The following is a 19,090-nucleotide window of genomic DNA, read 5'->3' on the forward strand; positions in this document are numbered from 1 at the left end:
GGCCGCTTCATGCCGGCCGCGCGTTCCGAAACGGATGGTTCCGATGACGCACACCTCTCCCCGCGAGGCCGCCGAAGTGCCCGCGATCGTCGCCGAGATCGCGCACGAGGCGGACGACGTCAAGTCCCTGCGGCTCGCGCCGGTTTCCGGCGACCAGATACCCGCCTGGGAGCCCGGCGCACACATCGACCTCGTCCTCGGCCCCGGCCTGGAGCGCCAGTACTCGCTGTGCGGAGACCCCGACGACCGGCACCACTGGCGCATCGGCGTGCTGCGAGAACCGGAAAGCCGCGGCGGATCATCGTACGTGCACGACAAACTGTCCGTCGGCGACCAGGTGCTCTGCCGCGGACCTCGCAACAACTTCGCGCTGGCCGACGCCGAGCGCTACTTGTTCATCGCCGGCGGCATCGGAATCACCCCGATCCTGCCGATGATCGGGCGATGCGAGGCAGCCGGCAAGCCGTGGCGGCTGGTCTACGGCGGGCGGCAGGAAGGATCCATGGCCTTCCGCGCGGAACTCGCCCCGCACGGCGACCGCGTCACCTATTGGCCCCAAAACGTGCGCGGTCATCTCGACCTGGCAGCGCTCCTGGGCACGCCGGAAGCCGGCACCGCGATCTACTGCTGCGGCCCCGGCGGCCTGCTCGACGCCGTGGAGCAACGCTGCGCCGTCTGGCCGGACGACGCGCTGCACCTGGAGCGCTTCCGCCCGAAAGACGGGGCGCTCGACGGGAACAACACGGAGTTCGAAGTCGTCCTGGACTACTCGGGCATCACCCTCGCTGTCGCACCGGACCAGTCGATTGTCGAAGCCGCCGAAGCCGCCGGGGTGCACATTCCCACCTCCTGCCGGGAAGGGACCTGCGGCACCTGCGAAACCGTCGTGCTGGAGGGCGAGCCGGACCACCGGGACTCGTATCTGACCCCGCGGGAAAAGGAATCCGGCGAGGTCATCATGCCGTGCTGCTCCCGCGCGTGCTCCAAGACTCTGGTGCTGGACCTGTGAACATCAGCATCGACACGGCAACCGCCCTGACCGGCGGCTGGTCCGCAGTGCCGCAGCCGGACGAGCCGTTGCGCGAGGTGCAAGAAACACCGGCGCGGAACGAACAGCACGAACCTGGTCGACCCGGGTACCTGAAGCGGCGGGCAGGACGTTCTGCTCGAAATACCGGTCCGGGTCCTCGCGAAGCGGCAGCAAGTGGATGTCGCGGAGCTCAGGATCGGGTTCGAGTTTGGTGCCGCGTCGTTAAAGTTCTCCGTGTCCGTCGCGGGTCCCGATCGTATTGCGTACAGCCTTCCCGGAGGCTGCGCCGCCAGGAAGGCGCTGCCCCGCAGACTCCGCCGCGCGGCGCTGCAATCGCCGCCGCGTTGGCGTCCCATTTCGTGCCGATGCACGTGGGTAGAGCCGACAGCAGTACCTCAGGGTCACTGGTTCCAAGCAGGTCAGTGCGGCGTTGTGTTTTTTGCCTTCGGCGCGGTTGGGTCGGCCCGAGGCGCGGTGCCGGTCTTTCGACTGGTCCGTTTCCTCGGGCCGCCCGCCGAACCCGGCGTGCCCATTACTGAGCACCGGGCTCTCCACAAGTCCCGACCGGGCGACCGGTGGTCCTCAGCTCGCGGCGGTCCACGGTGTCGGGATCTTCGTGCCGCGGTAGCGGTAGCGGATGATCCGCATCTGCCCGGGGTCGAAGAGGTAGGACTGTCCGTCGGTGGGCCACCATTCGCCGCCGCAGAAGCGACGCCGGAGTTCCTTCCAGGTGATCTTCCGGTGTTTGTGCCTGATCCATCCCATGACCCGTTCCCAGGCGTACTTGGACAGGTATTGGAACGTCGAGGCGGACACCCCGGCCCGGAAGTAGGTGGCCCAGCCCCGCAACACCGGGTTCAGCCGGCGCAGCAGGACCGCCAAGGGTTCGTTGTTGTTCTGCCAGCAGAGCATCTTGACCTTGGCCATGACAGCCCTGAGGGCTTTCTTGGCCGGATAGGTGTAGATGTGCCGCCGGTCGGTGCCTCGCTTGCGGTGACGCTGGATGCGCCACCCGAGAAAGTCGAGGCCCTCGTCGACGTGGGTGATCATCGTCTTGGCTTCCGACAGACGCAGGCCCATCGGCGCCAAGACCGCCGCCACCACGTCACGCGCCTGATCTGCATGCTCGCGGTCGCCGGACACCATGACCAGGAAATCGTCCGCATACCGGATCAGCCGGTAGTTGGCCCGGCCCTGTTGCCGTCGTTTGCGGCGCACCCACTCACTGGTGGCCGGGCCGCCCTCGACCTGGGCGAAGTGATCGTCCAGGGCCGACAGGGCGATGTTGGCCAGCAGCGGGGAGAGGATGCCTCCCTGCGGAGTGCCGGTGTCGGTGTTCCTGAACTGCCGGTCCTGATTGAGGATCCCGGCTTTCAGGAACGCCTTCACCAATCCCAGCACGCGTTTGTCCCCGACACGACGGCGCACCCGGTCCATCAGGGCCGTGTGGTCGATCATGTCGAAGCACGCCTCGATGTCGCCCTCGACCACCCACTCGTAGGAGTGTTTGGCCAGAAACCACGTCTCGGCGATCGCGTCCTGGGCTCGGCGCCCGGGGCGGAACCCGTAGGAACACGGGTGGAAATCCGCCTCGAAGATCGGCTCCAGCACCAGCTTCACGGCCGCTTGGACCACCCGGTCGGCTGTGGTCGGGATGCCCAGGCGACGCATCTTGCCGTTCGCCTTGGGGATCATCCGTTCCCGGACCGGAACCGGGCGGAAGCTGCGCTGCTTGAGTTGGCAGCGCAACTGGTCGAGGAACCCCTCGACCCCGGTCACGGCTTCGATGTAGCGGGCGGTCTTGCCGTCCACTCCGGCCGTGCGCGACCCCTTGTTGCTCCGCACTCGATCCCATGTCACCAAAAGAAATGCGGGATCGGTGACGAGGTTGAACACATCATCGAACCGGCGCTCGGGATCGCCGGTCGCCCATCGGTGCAGCTTGGTCTGGATCTCCAGTACCCGGCGCTCGGCCCAATACAGGACCGATTCCGGATCGCGGGTATTCACCCGTGGCCTCCCGGCATTCCAGCCTCCTCCTTGCTGACTTGCTGGTCTCCTTCGCCATGTACGCGCCTTTCGCTCGCTCGGACTACTACGAGACCTCCGCCCCGCCCCACGCCTATCGGTCGGCAACGGACCTGCCCGCCGCCGGGCTGGCTACCCGGCGGTGAGGGCGGACGGGGGCGGTTCCCACGTTCGCTCGGTGTTCGATCGGCCAGGCAGGCACCCAGCTCTACCCCGGCAGCATCGCCACGCCTACGCCGCAGGCCTTCGACGTGGCCTCCTCGCCCTTCGAAAAACCAGGCACCGGAGTCGATTCCCTCGCAAAACGGGAACCGTGCACTGCACCCCGGCCCGTATCCGCCAGGTTGGAGCCGGTACTACGCTTACGGGGCGTCAACCACTGATTCGCTTTCGCTGTACCCTCTGGCCTCGCTAGCCGGACCCGCGCCATCTGGCAGTACTGGCACGTCCCGACGTTGTCGGAGCTGCTTTCCGCCCTCCCCGGCGTTCCCCGGATCAGTCGGGTAGCGGCGGGCGCATTGCTGCGCCCGCCCAAGAATCTAGATACTATTCCGCAGCCAACGGCAAACAGCCATCAGAACAACCGGACCCTGGCAGGAGGCCGATCCGGTCAAGGATCCAGTTCTCGACACTGCATCGCAGCGATCGGCCGGCGCGCGGTCGCGGTGTCAAACTCGCGAGCTTCGTCCTCGTCGCCAGTGTCTGCACCGTGATCGATGGGCCTTTCTCTTACTCCGGTCAACCCCGCCGCCGCCCTTGATAGAATCCATGGGCGGTGCTACTCCCATTCGATGGTGCCCGGGGGCTTGCTCGTCACGTCCAGCACCACGCGGTTGACCTCGGACACCTCGTTCGTGATCCGGGTCGAGATCCGCTCCAGCACCTCGTACGGCAACCGCGTCCAGTCGGCGGTCATCGCGTCCTCCGACGACACCGGGCGCAGCACGATCGGGTGGCCGTAGGTCCGGCCGTCGCCCTGGACGCCGACGCTGCGGACGTCCGCCAACAGCACCACCGGGCACTGCCAGATCTCCTGGTCCAGCCCGGCCGCGGTGAGCTCCTCGCGGGCGATCGCGTCGGCCTCGCGCAGGGTCTCCAGCCGGTCCGCGGTCACCTCGCCGATGATCCGGATGCCCAGGCCCGGCCCGGGGAACGGCTGGCGCTGCACGATCGTCTCCGGCAGCCCCAGTTCGAGCCCGACGCGGCGCACCTCGTCCTTGAACAGCAGCCGCAGCGGTTCGACCAGCTCGAACTGCAGGTCGTCCGGCAGGCCGCCGACGTTGTGGTGGCTCTTGATGTTCGCGGTGCCCTCGCCGCCGCCGGACTCGACGACGTCCGGGTACAGCGTGCCCTGCACGAGGAACCGGTAGTCGCCCTGTGCCTTGAGGTCGCGCTCGGCCTGCTCGAACACGCGGATGAACTCGCGGCCGATGATCTTGCGCTTCTGCTCCGGATCGGTGACGCCGGCCAGCGCGTTCAGGAACCGCTCGCGCGCGTCCACGGTGACCAGGTTGACGCCCGTGGCGGCCACGAAATCACGCTCGACCTGGGTGCGCTCCCCCGCTCGCAGCAGCCCGTGGTCCACGAACACGCAGGTCAGCCGGTCGCCGATGGCGCGCTGCACGAGCGCGGCCGCGACCGCGGAGTCGACGCCGCCGGACAGCGCGCAGATCGCCTGTCCGTCACCGACTTGGGCAGCGATTGCGGCAATCTGCTTCCCCGCAATGAACGCTGTCGTCCACTGTGGACGAATAGTGGCGATCTCGTACAGGAATCGGCGCAGCACCTCCTGGCCGTGCGGCGAGTGCGCCACCTCCGGGTGGTACTGCACGCCGGCGATCCGGCGCTCAGTGTCCTCGAATCCAGCGACAGGAGCACCCTTGGACGTAGCGGTAATCACCGCACCATCAGGTACTTTAGTCACGCTGTCGCTGTGGCTCATCCACGCGGGGTGTCGCGCGGGCAACTCGCCGTGCAGGACACCACCATCGCCGCCGACCTTGATCTCGGTACGACCGTACTCGCGCGCCCCGGTCGCCTCCACAGTTCCTCCGAGCGCCCTGGCCAACAACTGGAAGCCGTAGCAGATGCCTAATACGGGGATCCCAGCCTCGGCCAGCGCCGGGTCCATTGCGGGCGCGCCCTCTTCGTACACGCTGGACGGTCCACCCGAAAGAATGATCGCGGACGGGTTCTTCGCCAGCAGCTCGTCGACTGCGGCGGTGTGCGGTACCACCTCGGAATAAACCTTGGCCTCACGGACGCGCCGCGCGATCAGCTGCGCGTACTGCGCTCCAAAGTCCACTACGAGCACCGGCCCGGTGCCGTTGTTCACTCGCTGGCCTCCTTCTCCTCGCTCACTATCGTCGCAGGCGACGACTTCGAGAAAAGACGGGGGATGCGAGTCCCGTTGATCTACGGAGCGTAGAATGTGCGGACCTGGTGCCCCGCGCACCGTCGGACGCGGTGGCGTGGGTGCCCTGGTCGTGCACCTGGGGCAGCGACCGCTAAGGCGTTCGCCTCACTCCTACGGCACTTGGTCAGCCGTCGGCTCAACCGCTTCCTGTTGCGACGCGTCGGCAGCGGTCGGGCGAGCCGAAACCGGTCTGGCGACAGTCTTTCGCCAGCGGCGACGGAACGCCACAAGCGGTTCGCCTTCGCCGAACTTGCCGCTGCCGGGCCCGCGACGAAGTTGGCAGCAGCTTTGCCGTGCGTATCAGCGCGATGGGGATCTTGCACACACTCGCCGGTGCCAACAACACCTGGGACGTGGTCAGGCGATTCGTGACGTTCCTGGCGACCGTGCGCCCAGACGCCAGAAATCCCGCACGCGATCACTTCATCGCACCCAAGCACATTCCAGATGCGCCGGCTGGAGACACTGCCGAGGTCGCTCTGCTGCTGAAGGTTCGTCGGGCATCTCGACCAGAATGGAACTTCCCAGCGACAGCCTGAATTCAGATACCCATGACTACTTGCTGACCGGTCAGCTCCCTGTCGGCTCCGCGCGCACGCAAGCGCGATGTACCTGGCTACTCGGACGAGCTGTTGAGGTAAATCATGCAGACCGCCCGATCCGACGTTGCCTGAACCAGGGATCGTCACTTGCGGGGGAACGGCTGCTCGCCGGGAGAAGATCCGGCTCGCGAAACAGGCGATCCGATCTCCGTATGGTTCCCCCAAGCCACGGTCTCGAATAATCTGCGCGCAAGGTTACTCCTGGTCGGTACAGACCTGTAGCGACAGGCGTAAGGGGCGGGGCAGTGTGGTGATCGACGTGATCATGGTGGTGTACTCCGGTGCCGCGAGGAGGAGCGGTGTCCGTGGCCAGTGAATACTCCCCATCGGCGGCCAGATAAGGCTCCGCTGATGGCCACCGGGTTCCCCGTGGACGGCCAGATATCTCCCCGGTAGATCATCCGGGTTGCCGTGCAGCAAGGCTGCACGGCGTGAAGAACAGCAGGGAGATCATGGAGATCCTCGAGGCGTATGACCTCACGGGGAGTTACCGCGCTGCGGCGGAACTGGGCGGAAGTTCTCGACCCGCCGGATCGCCACGGAACTGGCCGCCGACGGAATCGCCATCTCCGCGCGCACCGTCGGCCGGCACCTGCTGCAGTTCGGCCTGAACCGACGTCGGTTCCTCGACCCCACCGGTGCCGGCAACCGGGAACCCCGCCGGATCATCGCCCGCTGGCCTGGGCACATGGTGCACCTGGACGTGAAGAAGACCGGCCGGATCCCCGACGGCGGCGGCTGGCGGATCCACGGCAAAGGCAGCGACCAGGACAAACGCGCCCGCCGCGGCAAGAGCCGCGGCGAGCATGCCCGCCGAACCTGCCTGCATTCCGCAGTCGACGGCTACTCACGCCTGGCCTACACCGAAGCCCTGCCCGACGAGCAAGCCCGCACCGCGATCGAGTTCGTCCACCGCGCCCGCGCGTTCTTCGCAGCCCATGGCATCACCCACATCCACCGCCTGGTCACCGACAACGGCGCCTGCTACCGCGCGCACGACTTCGCCACCGTCCTGCACGACACCCGTCACCAGCGGATCACGCCCTACACCCCGCGCCACAACGGCAAGGTCGAGCGATACCAACGGATCCTGGCCGAAGAGTTCCTCTACGCCCACGTCTGGACCAGCGAAGAACACCGCACCGCAGCCCTCGCCGTCTGGAACATCCACTACAACTACCATCAACCACACACCGCCGCCGGAAACCAGCCACCAGCCACCCGGATCCACCACCACGTCACCAACGTCATGACCTCATACAGCTAGCGCAGCGTGCCTTCTGGTGCAACCGTGAGTGCCGAACCTCGCCGGAACACGTTGGAGGGAGATGCTGCCCCCCGGTGGCCGAGCGATCGTCGAGGTCCGCGCGAACGCAATAGAGTGGCATACATCCGCCAAATTTATCAAATCAGGAGCTGCGAAGAAGGTAACTGTGATTCTGGGCTGGCAGCCCGGCCTGGTCTGGTTGCTGTCAGGCTCGGCGTCGACTGCTCCGGCATGACTCGAAACGGTAACTGGCGATCAGAGGATCTGCCGTGCCCCCGAGATGTCTGCTGGAGCGTCGGCGTCGGCCTGGCCCACCTGATTGGCTTGATAGCAGCTCGTCCGCCGCTCGCGGCGTGACTCGTCACAGTTCTGCCACCCGGGTGACCTCTGCCCAGGCCGACGCCGCGCACACGGCTTGTCCCGCTTGGAGAAGAGGAACCACGACCGCATGACCATGCTCGCAGAACAGGTCGACGGCGTCATCGGGGTGGACACCCACCGCGACACCCTGGCCGCGGCCGTCGTCACCCCGGTCGGCGCCGTGCTCGCCCACGCCGACGTCACCGCCGATGCTCGCGGCTACCGGGAACTGCTCCGGTTCGCCCGCCGGCATGTTCCGGGCGCCCGGTGCTGGGCGTTGGAGGGCGCCGGCAGCTACGGTGCCGGCCTGGCGGCGTTCCTCGACGCCGAAGGCGAACGCGTTGTCGAGGTCTGCAGGCCGAAACGCCCGGCCCAGCGCGGCGGTCGCAAGACCGATCGCATCGACGCTGTCCGCGCGGCACGCGAAGCACTGGCCAGCGAACAGCTGATCCATCCTCGCCGCCGAGGAGAACGCGAAGCCTTGCGCGTGCTGCTGACCACCCGTCACAGCGCGGTGCTGGCGGCCACGGCCGCGATCAACCACCTCAAGGCGCTGATCGTCTCCGCTCCCGAGGATCTGAGGTCGGGGTTGCGGGGCAAGTCCAGTTCGGCCCAGATCGCCTGCTGCGCCGAACTAAACGACTCGCCAGACGGTTCGCTGGAGCTTCGCATGACGATCCGGGCGCTGCGTTCAGCCGCCCGGCGAGTCCTGACCCTGCGCGCCGAGGCGAAGGACTTGGAGACCGAACTCGCGATTCTGGTCGAGCGGATCGCTCCCGAGTTGCTCAACCTGGCCGGCGTCGGCTCGATCAGCGCTGCCCAGATCCTCATCAGCTGGTCTCACTCGGGCCGGTTCCGCTCTGAAGCCGCGTTCGCCGCCTTCGCGGGCGCCGCACCAATCCCGGCCTCATCCGGGATGACCCACCGGCACCGCCTCAACCGCGGTGGAGACCGGCAGCTCAACCGGGCGCTGCACACGATCACGATGATCCGCATGCGCGTCGACCCCGCAACCAAGGCCTACATCGCCAAACGCGCCGCCGAGGGCAAGACGTCACGCGACGCGCAACGATGCATCAAACGCGCCCTCGCCCGCACGATCTTCAAACTTCTCGAACGGACCACACCCGAATACCCCGTCCGCGAATCGCAGACCCGCACCATCGCGGCTTGACACGACATAGCAGCCTCGGGGGTGGAGAAGCCCTCTCCTGCCTTCTTCGATCGAATGATCGCGGAGGCCGGCGTACCGGCGGGCTCATTACTGTACGTAGGCGACCGGCTTGATAACAATGTACGTCCGGCGCAGAACTCTGGTATCGCTACCGCAGTGATCAGACGCGGACCATGGGGATACATCTTGAGCGACCCTGCGATCGACCAACAGTGCTTGTTCCACCTCGACAGCCTCGCTGAGCTCCCGGCTCTGGTACGGCGTCACAACGACTCCGCTACATCGCTGTAGCCTTCGTATTCGCTGGTCAACACGTGGGCCCGATCTCGTAGCGCTGCGGCGTAAGGCGTAGAACTCAGTGCGGTGTAGATGGCCGGTATCCTGTCGACGGCTATGGCGTACAAGTCCTCGGTCAGAAGATCGCATGCTTCATTGGCGGTGACGAGAGCCGCCGCCGCGTCTGTCGATGCTTGAGCGGTAGCGAGGTCGAAGAGCAGTACAGGGCGTCATTTACGTTCGTCGTCGCCGTGAAGCGGTTGCAGCCCCGAGTCGTGCTGTACTGACGTCGATAGGACCTGGTCGTCGACCTGGCGGCCGGCAGCGCGGTTGCGGACGTCGGCCGACTGGGCGAGTGCAAAGGCCCCGAACGCGCCGCCTGGCAACCGGCTGGCAGGTTGCTGTCAGCCCGGCCGCGACGATGCCAGTTCGGTGTATCCGCCCTCGGCTAGAGTCGGCTCGTACCACAGCCGTACCTGCGTTTCCGCTGACGAAATCGCTGTGGTTCCACCACCGATCGAGACGGGGGTCTGTCGATGCGTGAATCCACTCAGGTGCTGGTGATCGGCGGCGGGCCCGCCGGGTCCACGGCGGCGGGTCTGCTCGCTCGGGACGGTCTCGACGTGACGGTCGTCGAGCGCGAACATTTCCCGCGCTATCACATAGGCGAGTCCCTGCTGCCGTCGTGCCTGTCCATTTTCGAGTTGCTCGGCGTGCGCGAGAAGATCGAGCGACACGGTTTCCAGGTCAAGCGTGGCGTCGACTTCCGATGGGGCCCCGACGAATGGACGATGCGGTTCAACGAACTCGGTGACGAGACCCCGTACGTCTGGCAGGTGGTGCGGTCGGAGTTCGACGAGATCCTGCTCGACCATGCGGCCGAACTCGGCGCCGAGGTGCACCAGGGGATCACGGTGCGCGAGCTCGAGTTCGACGGCGACCGGCCGGTGGCGGCGATCTGGGTGGACACGAAGGACGGCGGCCGCACCGGTCGGATCGGCTTCGACCACGTGATCGACGCATCCGGCCGAGGTGGGGTGTTCGCTGCCCGCTACCTGAAGAACCGCCGCTACCACGAGACGTTCAAGAACGTCGCCGCGTGGCGTTACTGGAAGGGCGGGGCCACGCTCGACGGCGGCCCGGAAGGGTCGACCGGGGTGTACTCGGTGCCCGGTGGCTGGTTCTGGATCATCCCGCTACACGACGGCACGTTGAGCGTCGGCCTGGTCAGCGGACGGGACGCGTTCAACGCGCGGCGGGCCGAACTCGGCGACATCGAGGAGGTCTACGACGAGGGCATCGCGCAGTGCCCCGCCGTGCAGGAACTGCTCAGGAACGCCGAGGCGGTGTCCGATGTTCGGGTCGAGCAGGACTACTCCTACGTCGCCGAGTCGTTCACCGGACCCGGTCATCTGCTAAGCGGGGACGCCGCGTGCTTCCTCGACCCGCTGCTGTCCACCGGCGTCCACCTGGCCACGTTCAGCGGCATGGTCGCCGCGGCCACGGTCGGTACCGTCCTGCGCGGCGACATCCCCGAACACGAGGCGGCCGCGTTCTACCAGACGATCTACCGCCGGGCCTACGAGCGGATGCTGGTGCTGGTGTCGGTGTTCTACGAGAGCTAGCGGGACAAGGACTACCACTTCTACAACGCGCAGCGGTTGTCCGCTCAGGAGAAGGAACAGCTGAACCTGCACGACGCGTTCCTGCGCATCATCTCCGGTATCGAGGACATGGACGACGCGACGTCCGCCTACGACCTGGCGGTCAGGGAGCTGTCCGGCGACGGGTCCGACGACCGCAACCCGTTCAACCACCTGGACCGGATGGAACCGCTCGACCGCGACCAGTCGGTCGGCGGTATCTACCTCAGTTTCACGCCCCGGCTCGAACTAACAAGGGCCGCGCCGGCACCCGCGGAAGTACCGTGGAATCCGGAAGTACCGTGGAACTTCAGTGCCGCGAGTTACTACCTCGACGAACAGGGCGGCTGAGCCGTGCACGACGGCACGAGCGCGGACGATCTCGCCGCGGCACCGGCATGGTTCCGGCTGAACCGGATGTTCATGAGCGCGTGGATCCCGCAGGCGGTGCACGCCGCGGCGGAACTGCGGATCCCGGACGAACTCGCCGCACGCTCCATGACCGCCGCGGACCTCGCCGACCGGGTGGGCGCCGACCCGGACCGCACCCGAAGACTGCTGCGCGGACTGGCCGTCCTCGGCATCGTCGCCGAGTCCGCCGACGGCACGTTCACGCTCAGCCCGGTCGGCGAGCCGCTGCGCACCGACGCCCCCGACGGCGTCCGGTCGCTGGCGCTGTTCATGAGCGGCGACGTCATGTGGGGCGCCTGGCGACAACTGGCCGCCTGCGTTCGCACCGGCCCACAGGCGTGGGAACTCGACGATGCTCCGGCCACCGACGTCAGGGACGAGCACGCCGCCGAGTTCGACCTGCTGCACCAGGCCATGTTCGAGCAGAGCCGCCAGACTGCACCGGCGATCGCGAACGCGTACGACTTCTCCTGGTGCGCAACGGTTGTCGATGTCGGCGGCGGCCACGGCACCCTGCTCGCCGCCGTCCTCGACGCCAACCCGTCCACCCGGGGCATCGTCTTCGACCGCCCGGACGCCCGCGCCGGCGCGGAGAAGCTCATCGTCGACCGGGCACTGCAGGACAGGGCCGAGTTCGTCGGCGGCGACTTCCTCGCCGCGGTCCCGGCCGGCTCGGACGCATACGTGATCAAGAACGTCCTGCACGACTGGGGCGACGAGCGCTGCGTGGCGATCCTGCGCAACTGCGCTGCCGCGATGGCCGACGACGGACGCGTCCTCGTCGCCGAACCTGTTGCGCCGGAACGGTTCGGCACGTCCGCGACCGACGACGTGCTCACCGCCATCGATCTGGTGCTGATGAACAGCGGCGGCCGGCTGCGCACCGAGGCCGAACACAGTGGCCTGCACACCGCGGCAGGCCTACGCCTGGAACGGTTCCTGCCCGCCTCTGGCGGCAACTCCGTCATGGTGCTGATCCCGGAGTAGCCGCTGACGCCGGACGAGTGTGGAGCCGGATCCGGGCGGCCGTGCCATGGAGAAGGCTGCCGGCACCTCAGCACCATCCGAATGCGCAGTTCGACAACGTTTCCGGGAAATCATTTCAGGATAACAGGACCATGGTCGACGCGGTCGATCTGTACTGCTTCGGGGTGCTCGCCGCACCATATACATCGACACACAGCGGAACCGGCGCCCGCCGACTGCGCATGGCAACTCGCTGTGCGACATGCGCGGAGGCGTTGGCCTTGCGGAAACCATCGGTGGCCGACTTGCCCCACTGATGTACTGATGGCCGCCGGGAGTCTGCCGCGTGACGGAAGTAGTGGTTGTGGGTGGCTATGACGCGCTTGCCGAGGCGTACGAGTGGCTCATCTCGGATGCAAAGCTGGCTCCGGTCGAGTTCGCGTCGTCGTTCGATGACGTCCTCGGTGTCCTGCCGTCGAACGCTCACGTCCTCAATTGCTCTTGCGGGACTGGGCAGTTGGCGGTTGGTCTCGCCGGTCGTGGCATGCGCGTTGTCGAAACCGACGCCAGCGAGGCGATGGTTCGTCGGACCGCGGAGTTGTCCGAGAAGTGCAGGGCATCCGTCCGGACAGTGCGGGCGAACTGGCACGAGTTGCCCGACCATTTCGACGACGACACCTTCGACATGGTGTTCTGCGTCGACAACTCGCTGCACCATGCCGAGGGCGCGCGAGGCAGAGTTGCCGCTCTGGAGGCGATGTCACGGCTTCTGCGCCGGGGCGGGCGCCTGGTACTCACCTCCCGCACCTGGGAACTAGTGAGGCCCAGGGGTACCCGGCTGGACATCGGCGACCGACTCGTCCGCCGCAACGGTCGCAATGCCGTCGTGGTCTACCGCTGGGACATCGCGCCGAACTGGGCGGATGAGCACCGCACCGAGATCGTGATCGCGCAGTTGGATGCGGCCGGGTCGGTTCTTGCCCGCTCGGAACTGCTGTCGAGCTAGCCCTACCGAGACGAAGAACTCGAAGCCGATCTGCACCGGGTCGGACTCAGGGCGTCCAGCGTCACCGAGGCACCCGGCGCGAGGTCGCCGGGCAGCCGGACCTCCTCCCGGTTGCCCGCCGAAGTGGCGTCCTCGCCGTTCGGGCGGGTCCAGTGGCAGGACAACACCCGCGTCGAGGCCGCGAACGGTGCCGCCGTGGTGTTGGTCAACGTCACTGCGGACCGGTACTGCTTGTCGGAGATCATCCGCCGAGCCGTCTCGGGCGCCGAGTAGGTCGCGGACGCTCTCGCGGCAACCTGCGTCGCCACCGACGCCTCCGGCTCCGCGCCTCGCGCGCCGGCACCGCGGCGAGCCCCGTCGTCGTGCACCGAGGGGACGGCAGCGCCGCGCACCGGGCCGCACCCCGCCTCGGCCGCTGCGCCGGTGACCGTGGCGACCGCTGTCAGCCCCGTGAACGCCAGAACCAGCGCCATGACGAACGCGGCTCCGCGCACCCATCTCCATCGACCGTCGAACATCGCACCATTCCTTTGTCCACACGGGCCGACCACCCACGTACCTGCGTTTTCGAACAAAAGTTGGCCGAAGCGGGACCCCTGCGCGCCGACCGAGCCGTATCCACAGTGGAGCACGTACAACAAGGCTACTCGGCCTCGAATAGAGGCTGTTCGGGTGAACCGAAACTCGACGGAAACACCTGTGAGTACTGACGTGCGCGAAAAAGGATCTGAGTTTAGCCGAATATCTCGGGACCAGTCCCGAGATATTCGGATATCTGATTTTCCGGGTTCTACGGGACGATGTAGCGATGGCTGCATCCGGGCAGTGTGGGGTCGGGACGATACCGTCTGATCGGAGTGTTCGGAGGTGCGACGAGGACGACCGACTGCGGACAGCGAGCTGCTGACGGAAGGTTGCCGGTGGTGCACGCGGCCACGGCCTTTCGGGGCGTCCGCAACGCGGGCCAGGGCGTCCTAAATCAGCCAAAAATTGCTATTATTTTCTGCTACGATGCGTTTCGACAGAATATCCGCATTGCCATGCTAAGGGGGATTTCACATCACGTGGAGGGATCCGGGCGCACGGGGGTCGTCGATGCCGGTACCTTGTTTATGTTTCAACCTGCTCGGCCCATTCGAGATTCGTCACGACAAAACCGAGTTACGGCTTGCCGCGAAACCCAAAATTCTGCTCGCCGCGTTGCTGCTGCAGACCGGGCGACGGGTGTCGGCGGCCTACCTGGCCGAGGCCGTCTGGGGAACAAGCCCACCGCTCAAACCACGGGCGTCGCTCTACTCCTACGTGATGCGCGTCCGCAAGACGCTGGCGAGCGCGTCGTTCGACCCGAACCATCTGTACGCGGCCGGCGACGGCTACATCCTGGACGCCAGGTCCGCGGAGCTGGATCTCACCTGTTTCGAGCGGTACCGAGCGCAGGCGGCCGAGGCCAGGACCGCGGGTGACGAGGAGACCGAGATGGCGGCCCTGCGGTCCGCTCTCGGCCTGTGGCGCGGAAACGCGCTGGAGGACCTGCCGTCGGACGTGCTCCGCGAAGGGCCGGCCCGGCAACTCGACGAGGCACGGCTCGCGCTGCTGCAGCGGAGGATCGCGCTCGACCTCGACGCCGGCCGACACGACGAGATCGTGCCGGTACTGATCGAACTGACCTCGGCGTATCCGCTGCGCGAGGTGTTCTGGAAGCAGCTGATCTCCGCCCAGTACCGGTCGGAGCGACGGGCCGACGCGCTGGAGTCCTACCGGCGTGCCTCCGCGCTGCTGCGGGGCGAACTCGGCATCGACCCGAGCACCGAACTCGAGGCCCTGCACGACGACATCCTCAACGACCGCAGGCCGGCCAGGACACCGACCACGGCGATCACGGCAGCGGCCGAGCCGGTCACCATCCCGGCCGCCCGGCACGGTGGCACGGCGCGGCAGTGTCAGCTTCCCCGCGACGTCCCCGACTTCGTCGGCCGGGAGCACGCACTGACCTCCATCCTCGACACGCTGCGACCGGACGGGGTCACCCCTGGGATCGTCGCCCTGCACGGCCCCCGCCCGGCATCGGCAAGACCACGCTCGCGGGGCGCGCCGGCCACCAGCTGCGCGATCGGTACCCGGACGGCCAGTGGTACGTGCAGCTGAGCAACGCGGGCGGCGCGACGGCCGCGTCGGTGCTGGCCGACGCCCTGCGCTCGACCCGGATGGTCGACGGGGAACTGCCGTCCGGCGCGGTGGCGCTGTCCGCGATGTGGCGCGACGCCGTCGCCGACAAGCACGTGCTGCTGGTGCTCGACGACGTATTGAGCATGCCCGAACTCGATCTGCTGCTGCCCGGCACGGCCAGCTGCGCGGTGATCGCCACGTCCCGCAGGCGGCTGGCCACCTCGCCGGGGATCCTGCAGCTGCGGGTCGAGCCCATGACCGACGTCGAGGCGGCCGACCTGCTCGCCGGCATCATCGGGCGGCAACGATTCCGCGAGCAGCCCGACGCGTCACAGCGGCTGATCACCTTGTGCGGCGGCAATCCGATGGCGGTACGCGAGACGGCCGCCTACCTCATGACGCACCGGCAACTGCCGGTGCGCTACCTGGCAGACGGGTTGACCGACAACTCCGATCGCACGGCCGGTCTGCTGGGTTGGGAGATCCCGTTCCAGCGTGTCGTCCGACTGAGTTACGAGATGCTGACCCCGTTGACACAGAATACCTTGCGCCGGATCGTGACCCGGCCGGGGATGCGGGTGACGGTGACGACGCTCGCAAAGTTGACCGGCGGTCAGGCCCACCTGGTGGTGGAGGACCTGATCGCGGCCAACCTGGCGAGCGTCGTGATCAACGGCTCCGACGAACCGAACTATCTGGTGAACGCGGCGCTGCTGGACTACGTGCGAGTTCAGCTTGCTGCACCGGAGAGCGCATCGCCCAGCTGACGGTGCGGCGAGCGATGTCGCGTGCGGTGAGCCCGAGATCGGCGAGCAGCTGCGCCCGCGTGCCGTGGTCGAGGTATCGCTGCGGAACGGCGACGTCCCGCAGCGGCACGTCGATCTCGGCGTCGCGGAGCAACGCGGCCAGGCACGAGCCGAAGCCGCCGTGCCGGCCACTGTCCTCTATGGACACGACGAGGCGGTGAGCCGCGGCCAGCTCGGCCAGCACCGGAGGCACCGGCACAATCCATCAAGGGTCGACGACCGTCACGCCGATGCCCTGGTCGCCGACCCGGTGCGCCATCTGTACCGCGAGTTCGGCGAAGGCGCCGACCCCGACCAGCAGCACGTCCGGCCGGTTCGACGGGTCGGTCCGGAACAGCACGTCCGCGCCGTCGATCCGGTCGAGCGCCGGCACAGAGACGATGACCGGGCCCTTGGAGAACCGCAACGCGGTCGGGCCGTCGGTGACGGCGACCGCCTCGGCCAGCTCCTCGCGCAGTGTCGCCGCGTCGCGCGGGGCGGCCACCGGATGCCTGGCACCATGCCGAGGTCCCACATGCCGTTGTGGCTGGCACCGTCGTCGCCGGTGAGCCCGGCCCGGTCGAGCACCAGGGTGACCCCGGCGCGGTGCAGGCCGACGTCCATCAGCAGCTGGTCGAACGCGCGGTTGAGGAACGTCGAGTACACGGCGACCACCGGATGCCTGCCGCCGAGTGCCAACCCGACCGCGGAGGTCAGCACGTGCTGCTCGGCGATGCCGACGTCGAAGAATCGGTCGGGGAAGGCGTCGGCGAACGCGACGAGACCGGTCGGACCCGGCATAGCCGCGGTTATGGCCACCAGGTCGGCGCGGCGGTGGCCGATACGCACCGGCTCGGTGGCGAACTCCGCCGTCCAGGACCGCACCGGGGCGGCTGCCGGATCGGTGGCGGCGACCTGGTGCATCCGCTCGGCATCGTCTCGCTCGGCGGGCGGATGGCCGTTGCCCTTGCGGGTAATCACGTGCACCACCACGGGCGCGGCGAGGTCCTTCGCCCGGCACAGCGCCGTCTCCAGCGCTGCGATGTCGTGGCCGTCGACCGGGCCGAGATAGGCGATGCCGAGGTTCTCGAACAGGTTGCGCGACAACGGCTGCCGCGATCCGGCCGGCTCACGCAGCGCGGCCAGGTGCTTCGCCAGGCCGCCCACCGTCGGCGCGCAGGATCGGCCGTTGTCGTTGACGACGACCGGGCGGCGCGGTCCGACGGCGAGGTTGTTTAGCGCCTCCCAACACATCCCGCCGGTGAGAGCACCGTCGCCGACGACCGCCACCGCATGCCGAGGCAAACCGTCCAATGTAGACGCTTTGGCGAGCCCGTCGGCGTAGGCCAGCGCAGCCGACGCGTGGCTCGACTCGACCCAGTCGTGCTCGCTCTCCGCCCGGGAGGGATAGCCGGACAACCCGTCCCGCTTGCGCAGCCGGTCGAAACCGGCCGCCCGGCCGGTGAGGATCTTGTGGACGTAGGCCTGGTGGCCGGTGTCGAAGATCACCGGGTCCCGGGGTGAGTCGAAGACCCGGTGAATCGCCATGGTCAGCTCGACGGCACCCAGGTTCGACCCGAGATAGCTGCCGCAGCGTCGGACCTTCTCGACCAGCAGCCCGCGAATCGCGGCGGCCAGCTCGGCGAGCCGGCAGGCGTCCAGCCCACGGATGTCGCGCGGACCGCGGATGTCCGCCGGCCTCACCTGGCGCGCCTGATCACCATGGACGCGTTCTGCCCACCGAGGCCGAACGCGTTGACCTGGACGAACTCCGCGTCGAGTGCGCGCGGGGTGCCGACGACCACCTCGAAGTCGGCCTCCGGGTCGACGTCGTCGGTGCCGGCGACATTGGGCAGCACGCCGTCGGTCAACGCGTGCAGCGCCATGAGCAGGCTCATCGCCCCGGACGCGGCGCCGGTGTGGCCGAGGTGTCCCTTGACGCTGGTCACCGGCAGCGGGTCGCACCTGCCCCAGAAGACCTGGTTGATCGCGCGGATCTCGGCCGCGTCCCCCTTCTGGGTGCCGGCGGCGTGCGCGACAACCGCGCCGACGTCGCGCGGTCCGATCTCGGCGTCGTCGAGCGCGGCCCGCATGGTCTCGGCCTCCCACCGGCCGGACGGGTGCGGCGACGACGGGTGGTGCCCGTCGGACAGTGACGCGTAGCCGACGACCTCGCCGAACACCGTCGCTCCCCTGGCGCGCGCCAGCGCCGCGTTCTCCAGGACGACCATCGCCGACCCGTCGCCGGTGGCGATGCCGGAGCGGCACCGGTCGAACGGCAGCACCGCGCGCAGCCGGTCCTGTTCGGTGGTCTCCAGTCCGTAGCGGGCCTGGCTGTGGAAGTTGGCCGGGACGAAGCCGTCGTCGGCCTCGGCGTCCGGCACGGCGAACCCACCTTCGGTGGCCCCGGTGATCGCCGTGTCCGCGCGCCCGTCGGCGATCAGCCGCGCGGCGGTGCCGATCGCGTCGACCGACGCCGCGCACGCGCCGGCCAGCGTCAGCAACGGCCCGTGCAACTGCCAGCGCATCGCGATCTGGGCCGCGGCCATGTTCGGCCAGAACTTGATGATCGCCTTGCGGTCGATCGCCTCGGGCCCCGCCGAGTCCAGGGCGTGCTGGGCACGCAGCAGCGTCGCCATGCCCCCCATGCTGGTGCCGTGCACCACCGCGGTCCGCCGCCGGTCCGGTTTCACCAGGCCCGCCTCGTCGACCGCCTGCTGTGCCGCCGCGACGGCGAACTGGGCGAACAGGTCGGTGCCGCGCAGCACGTCGCCGTCCACCCACTCCTTGGGCTCGAAGCCTGGCACGGTCCCCCACCACAGCCCGGCACGGCCGTCGCCCTGCCGCCACGGCGCGGGCCGGATCGCGATCTCGTTGCACAGCACGCCGATCACCGTCCTCGACACGCCGACACCCAACGGGGACAGCGCGCCCCGACCGGTGATCGCCACGGCTTCCAT

General features: G+C 68.0%; 13 protein-coding genes and 2 pseudogenes. 10 read left to right on the forward strand and 5 right to left on the reverse strand.

Features of this window, described 5'->3' with window-relative positions; all coding sequences use genetic code 11:
* Positions 1-43: 43 nt before the first annotated feature.
* Entirely contained in the window at positions 44-1,009 is a 966-nt protein-coding gene (locus DMP23_RS20475) for a PDR/VanB family oxidoreductase (protein WP_337822147.1), read from the forward strand.
* 603 nt (positions 1,010-1,612) lie between these two features.
* Here DMP23_RS20475 and ltrA read toward each other — a convergent pair.
* Together ltrA and guaA are read right to left on the reverse strand one after the other, a co-directional pair.
* Complete coding sequence (gene ltrA / locus DMP23_RS20480) at positions 1,613-3,040, reverse strand: group II intron reverse transcriptase/maturase (RefSeq protein WP_337822148.1); 1,428 nt, start codon at positions 3,038-3,040, stop codon at positions 1,613-1,615.
* Between the two features lie 796 nt (positions 3,041-3,836).
* Positions 3,837-5,393, reverse strand: coding sequence for a glutamine-hydrolyzing GMP synthase (guaA, locus tag DMP23_RS20485; RefSeq protein WP_337822149.1), 1,557 nt, complete (start codon positions 5,391-5,393; stop codon positions 3,837-3,839).
* 1,194 nt (positions 5,394-6,587) lie between these two features.
* Between guaA and DMP23_RS20490 the strand changes: the two are divergent.
* The 7 genes and pseudogenes from DMP23_RS20490 to DMP23_RS20520 form a co-directional block, all read left to right on the forward strand.
* Positions 6,588-7,343: pseudogene (locus tag DMP23_RS20490) on the forward strand (integrase core domain-containing protein); the annotation flags it as partial.
* A gap of 448 nt (positions 7,344-7,791) precedes the next feature.
* Complete coding sequence (locus DMP23_RS20495; protein WP_337822032.1) at positions 7,792-8,877, forward strand: IS110 family transposase; 1,086 nt, start codon at positions 7,792-7,794, stop codon at positions 8,875-8,877.
* A 21-nt stretch (positions 8,878-8,898) separates the two neighbouring features.
* Positions 8,899-9,168: an HAD family hydrolase gene (locus DMP23_RS20500; protein ID WP_337822150.1), complete on the forward strand. Its 270-nt coding sequence runs from the start codon at positions 8,899-8,901 to the stop codon at positions 9,166-9,168.
* 521 nt (positions 9,169-9,689) lie between these two features.
* Entirely contained in the window at positions 9,690-10,778 is a 1,089-nt protein-coding gene (locus DMP23_RS20505) for an NAD(P)/FAD-dependent oxidoreductase (RefSeq protein WP_337822151.1), read from the forward strand.
* Between the two features lie 36 nt (positions 10,779-10,814).
* Positions 10,815-11,147: a hypothetical protein gene (locus tag DMP23_RS20510; protein WP_337822152.1), complete on the forward strand. Its 333-nt coding sequence runs from the start codon at positions 10,815-10,817 to the stop codon at positions 11,145-11,147.
* 3 nt (positions 11,148-11,150) lie between these two features.
* Positions 11,151-12,194 carry a methyltransferase gene (locus tag DMP23_RS20515; protein WP_337822153.1) on the forward strand — a complete coding sequence of 348 codons (1,044 nt, stop codon included), beginning with the start codon at positions 11,151-11,153 and terminating at the stop codon, positions 12,192-12,194.
* Between the two features lie 325 nt (positions 12,195-12,519).
* The gene (locus tag DMP23_RS20520; RefSeq protein ID WP_337822154.1) at positions 12,520-13,179 is read left to right on the forward strand and encodes a class I SAM-dependent methyltransferase; all 660 of its coding nucleotides are present in this window, start codon (positions 12,520-12,522) and stop codon (positions 13,177-13,179) included.
* Between the two features lie 2 nt (positions 13,180-13,181).
* On the opposite strand, the gene DMP23_RS20525 is transcribed toward DMP23_RS20520, so the two are convergent.
* Positions 13,182-13,697 (reverse strand): hypothetical protein, encoded by a 516-nt coding sequence (locus DMP23_RS20525; protein ID WP_337822155.1) that lies wholly within the window; start codon positions 13,695-13,697, stop codon positions 13,182-13,184.
* Positions 13,698-14,274: 577 nt separating this feature from the next.
* Between DMP23_RS20525 and DMP23_RS20530 the strand changes: the two genes are divergently transcribed.
* Entirely contained in the window at positions 14,275-15,324 is a 1,050-nt protein-coding gene (locus tag DMP23_RS20530) for an AfsR/SARP family transcriptional regulator (protein ID WP_337822156.1), read from the forward strand.
* Complete coding sequence (locus tag DMP23_RS20535) at positions 15,282-16,112, forward strand: NB-ARC domain-containing protein (protein WP_337824424.1); 831 nt, start codon at positions 15,282-15,284, stop codon at positions 16,110-16,112. The genes DMP23_RS20530 and DMP23_RS20535 overlap by 43 nt, the downstream gene beginning before the upstream one ends.
* Here the strand turns inward: DMP23_RS20535 and DMP23_RS20540 are convergent.
* Together DMP23_RS20540 and DMP23_RS20545 are read right to left on the reverse strand one after the other, a co-directional pair.
* Positions 16,015-17,834: pseudogene (locus DMP23_RS20540) on the reverse strand (1-deoxy-D-xylulose-5-phosphate synthase). The gene DMP23_RS20535 and the pseudogene DMP23_RS20540 sit on opposite strands and share 98 nt — an antisense overlap.
* Entirely contained in the window at positions 17,831-19,090 is a 1,260-nt protein-coding gene (locus DMP23_RS20545; protein ID WP_337824425.1) for a beta-ketoacyl-[acyl-carrier-protein] synthase family protein, read from the reverse strand. The pseudogene DMP23_RS20540 and the gene DMP23_RS20545 overlap by 4 nt, the downstream one beginning before the upstream one ends.

This window comes from Amycolatopsis sp. A1MSW2902 (assembly GCF_017312175.1).
GTDB lineage: Bacteria > Actinomycetota > Actinomycetes > Mycobacteriales > Pseudonocardiaceae > Amycolatopsis > Amycolatopsis nivea.

Coding starts and splice junctions, on each gene's coding strand:
- DMP23_RS20475 (WP_337822147.1), top strand. CDS start 44: ATGACGCACACCTCTCCCCGCGAGGCCGCCGAAGTGCCCGCGATCGTC.
- DMP23_RS20495 (WP_337822032.1), top strand. CDS start 7,792: ATGACCATGCTCGCAGAACAGGTCGACGGCGTCATCGGGGTGGACACC.
- DMP23_RS20505 (WP_337822151.1), top strand. CDS start 9,690: ATGCGTGAATCCACTCAGGTGCTGGTGATCGGCGGCGGGCCCGCCGGG.
- DMP23_RS20525 (WP_337822155.1), bottom strand. CDS start 13,697: ATGTTCGACGGTCGATGGAGATGGGTGCGCGGAGCCGCGTTCGTCATG.
- DMP23_RS20530 (WP_337822156.1), top strand. CDS start 14,275: ATGCCGGTACCTTGTTTATGTTTCAACCTGCTCGGCCCATTCGAGATT.
- DMP23_RS20545 (WP_337824425.1), bottom strand. CDS start 19,090: ATGGAAGCCGTGGCGATCACCGGTCGGGGCGCGCTGTCCCCGTTGGGT.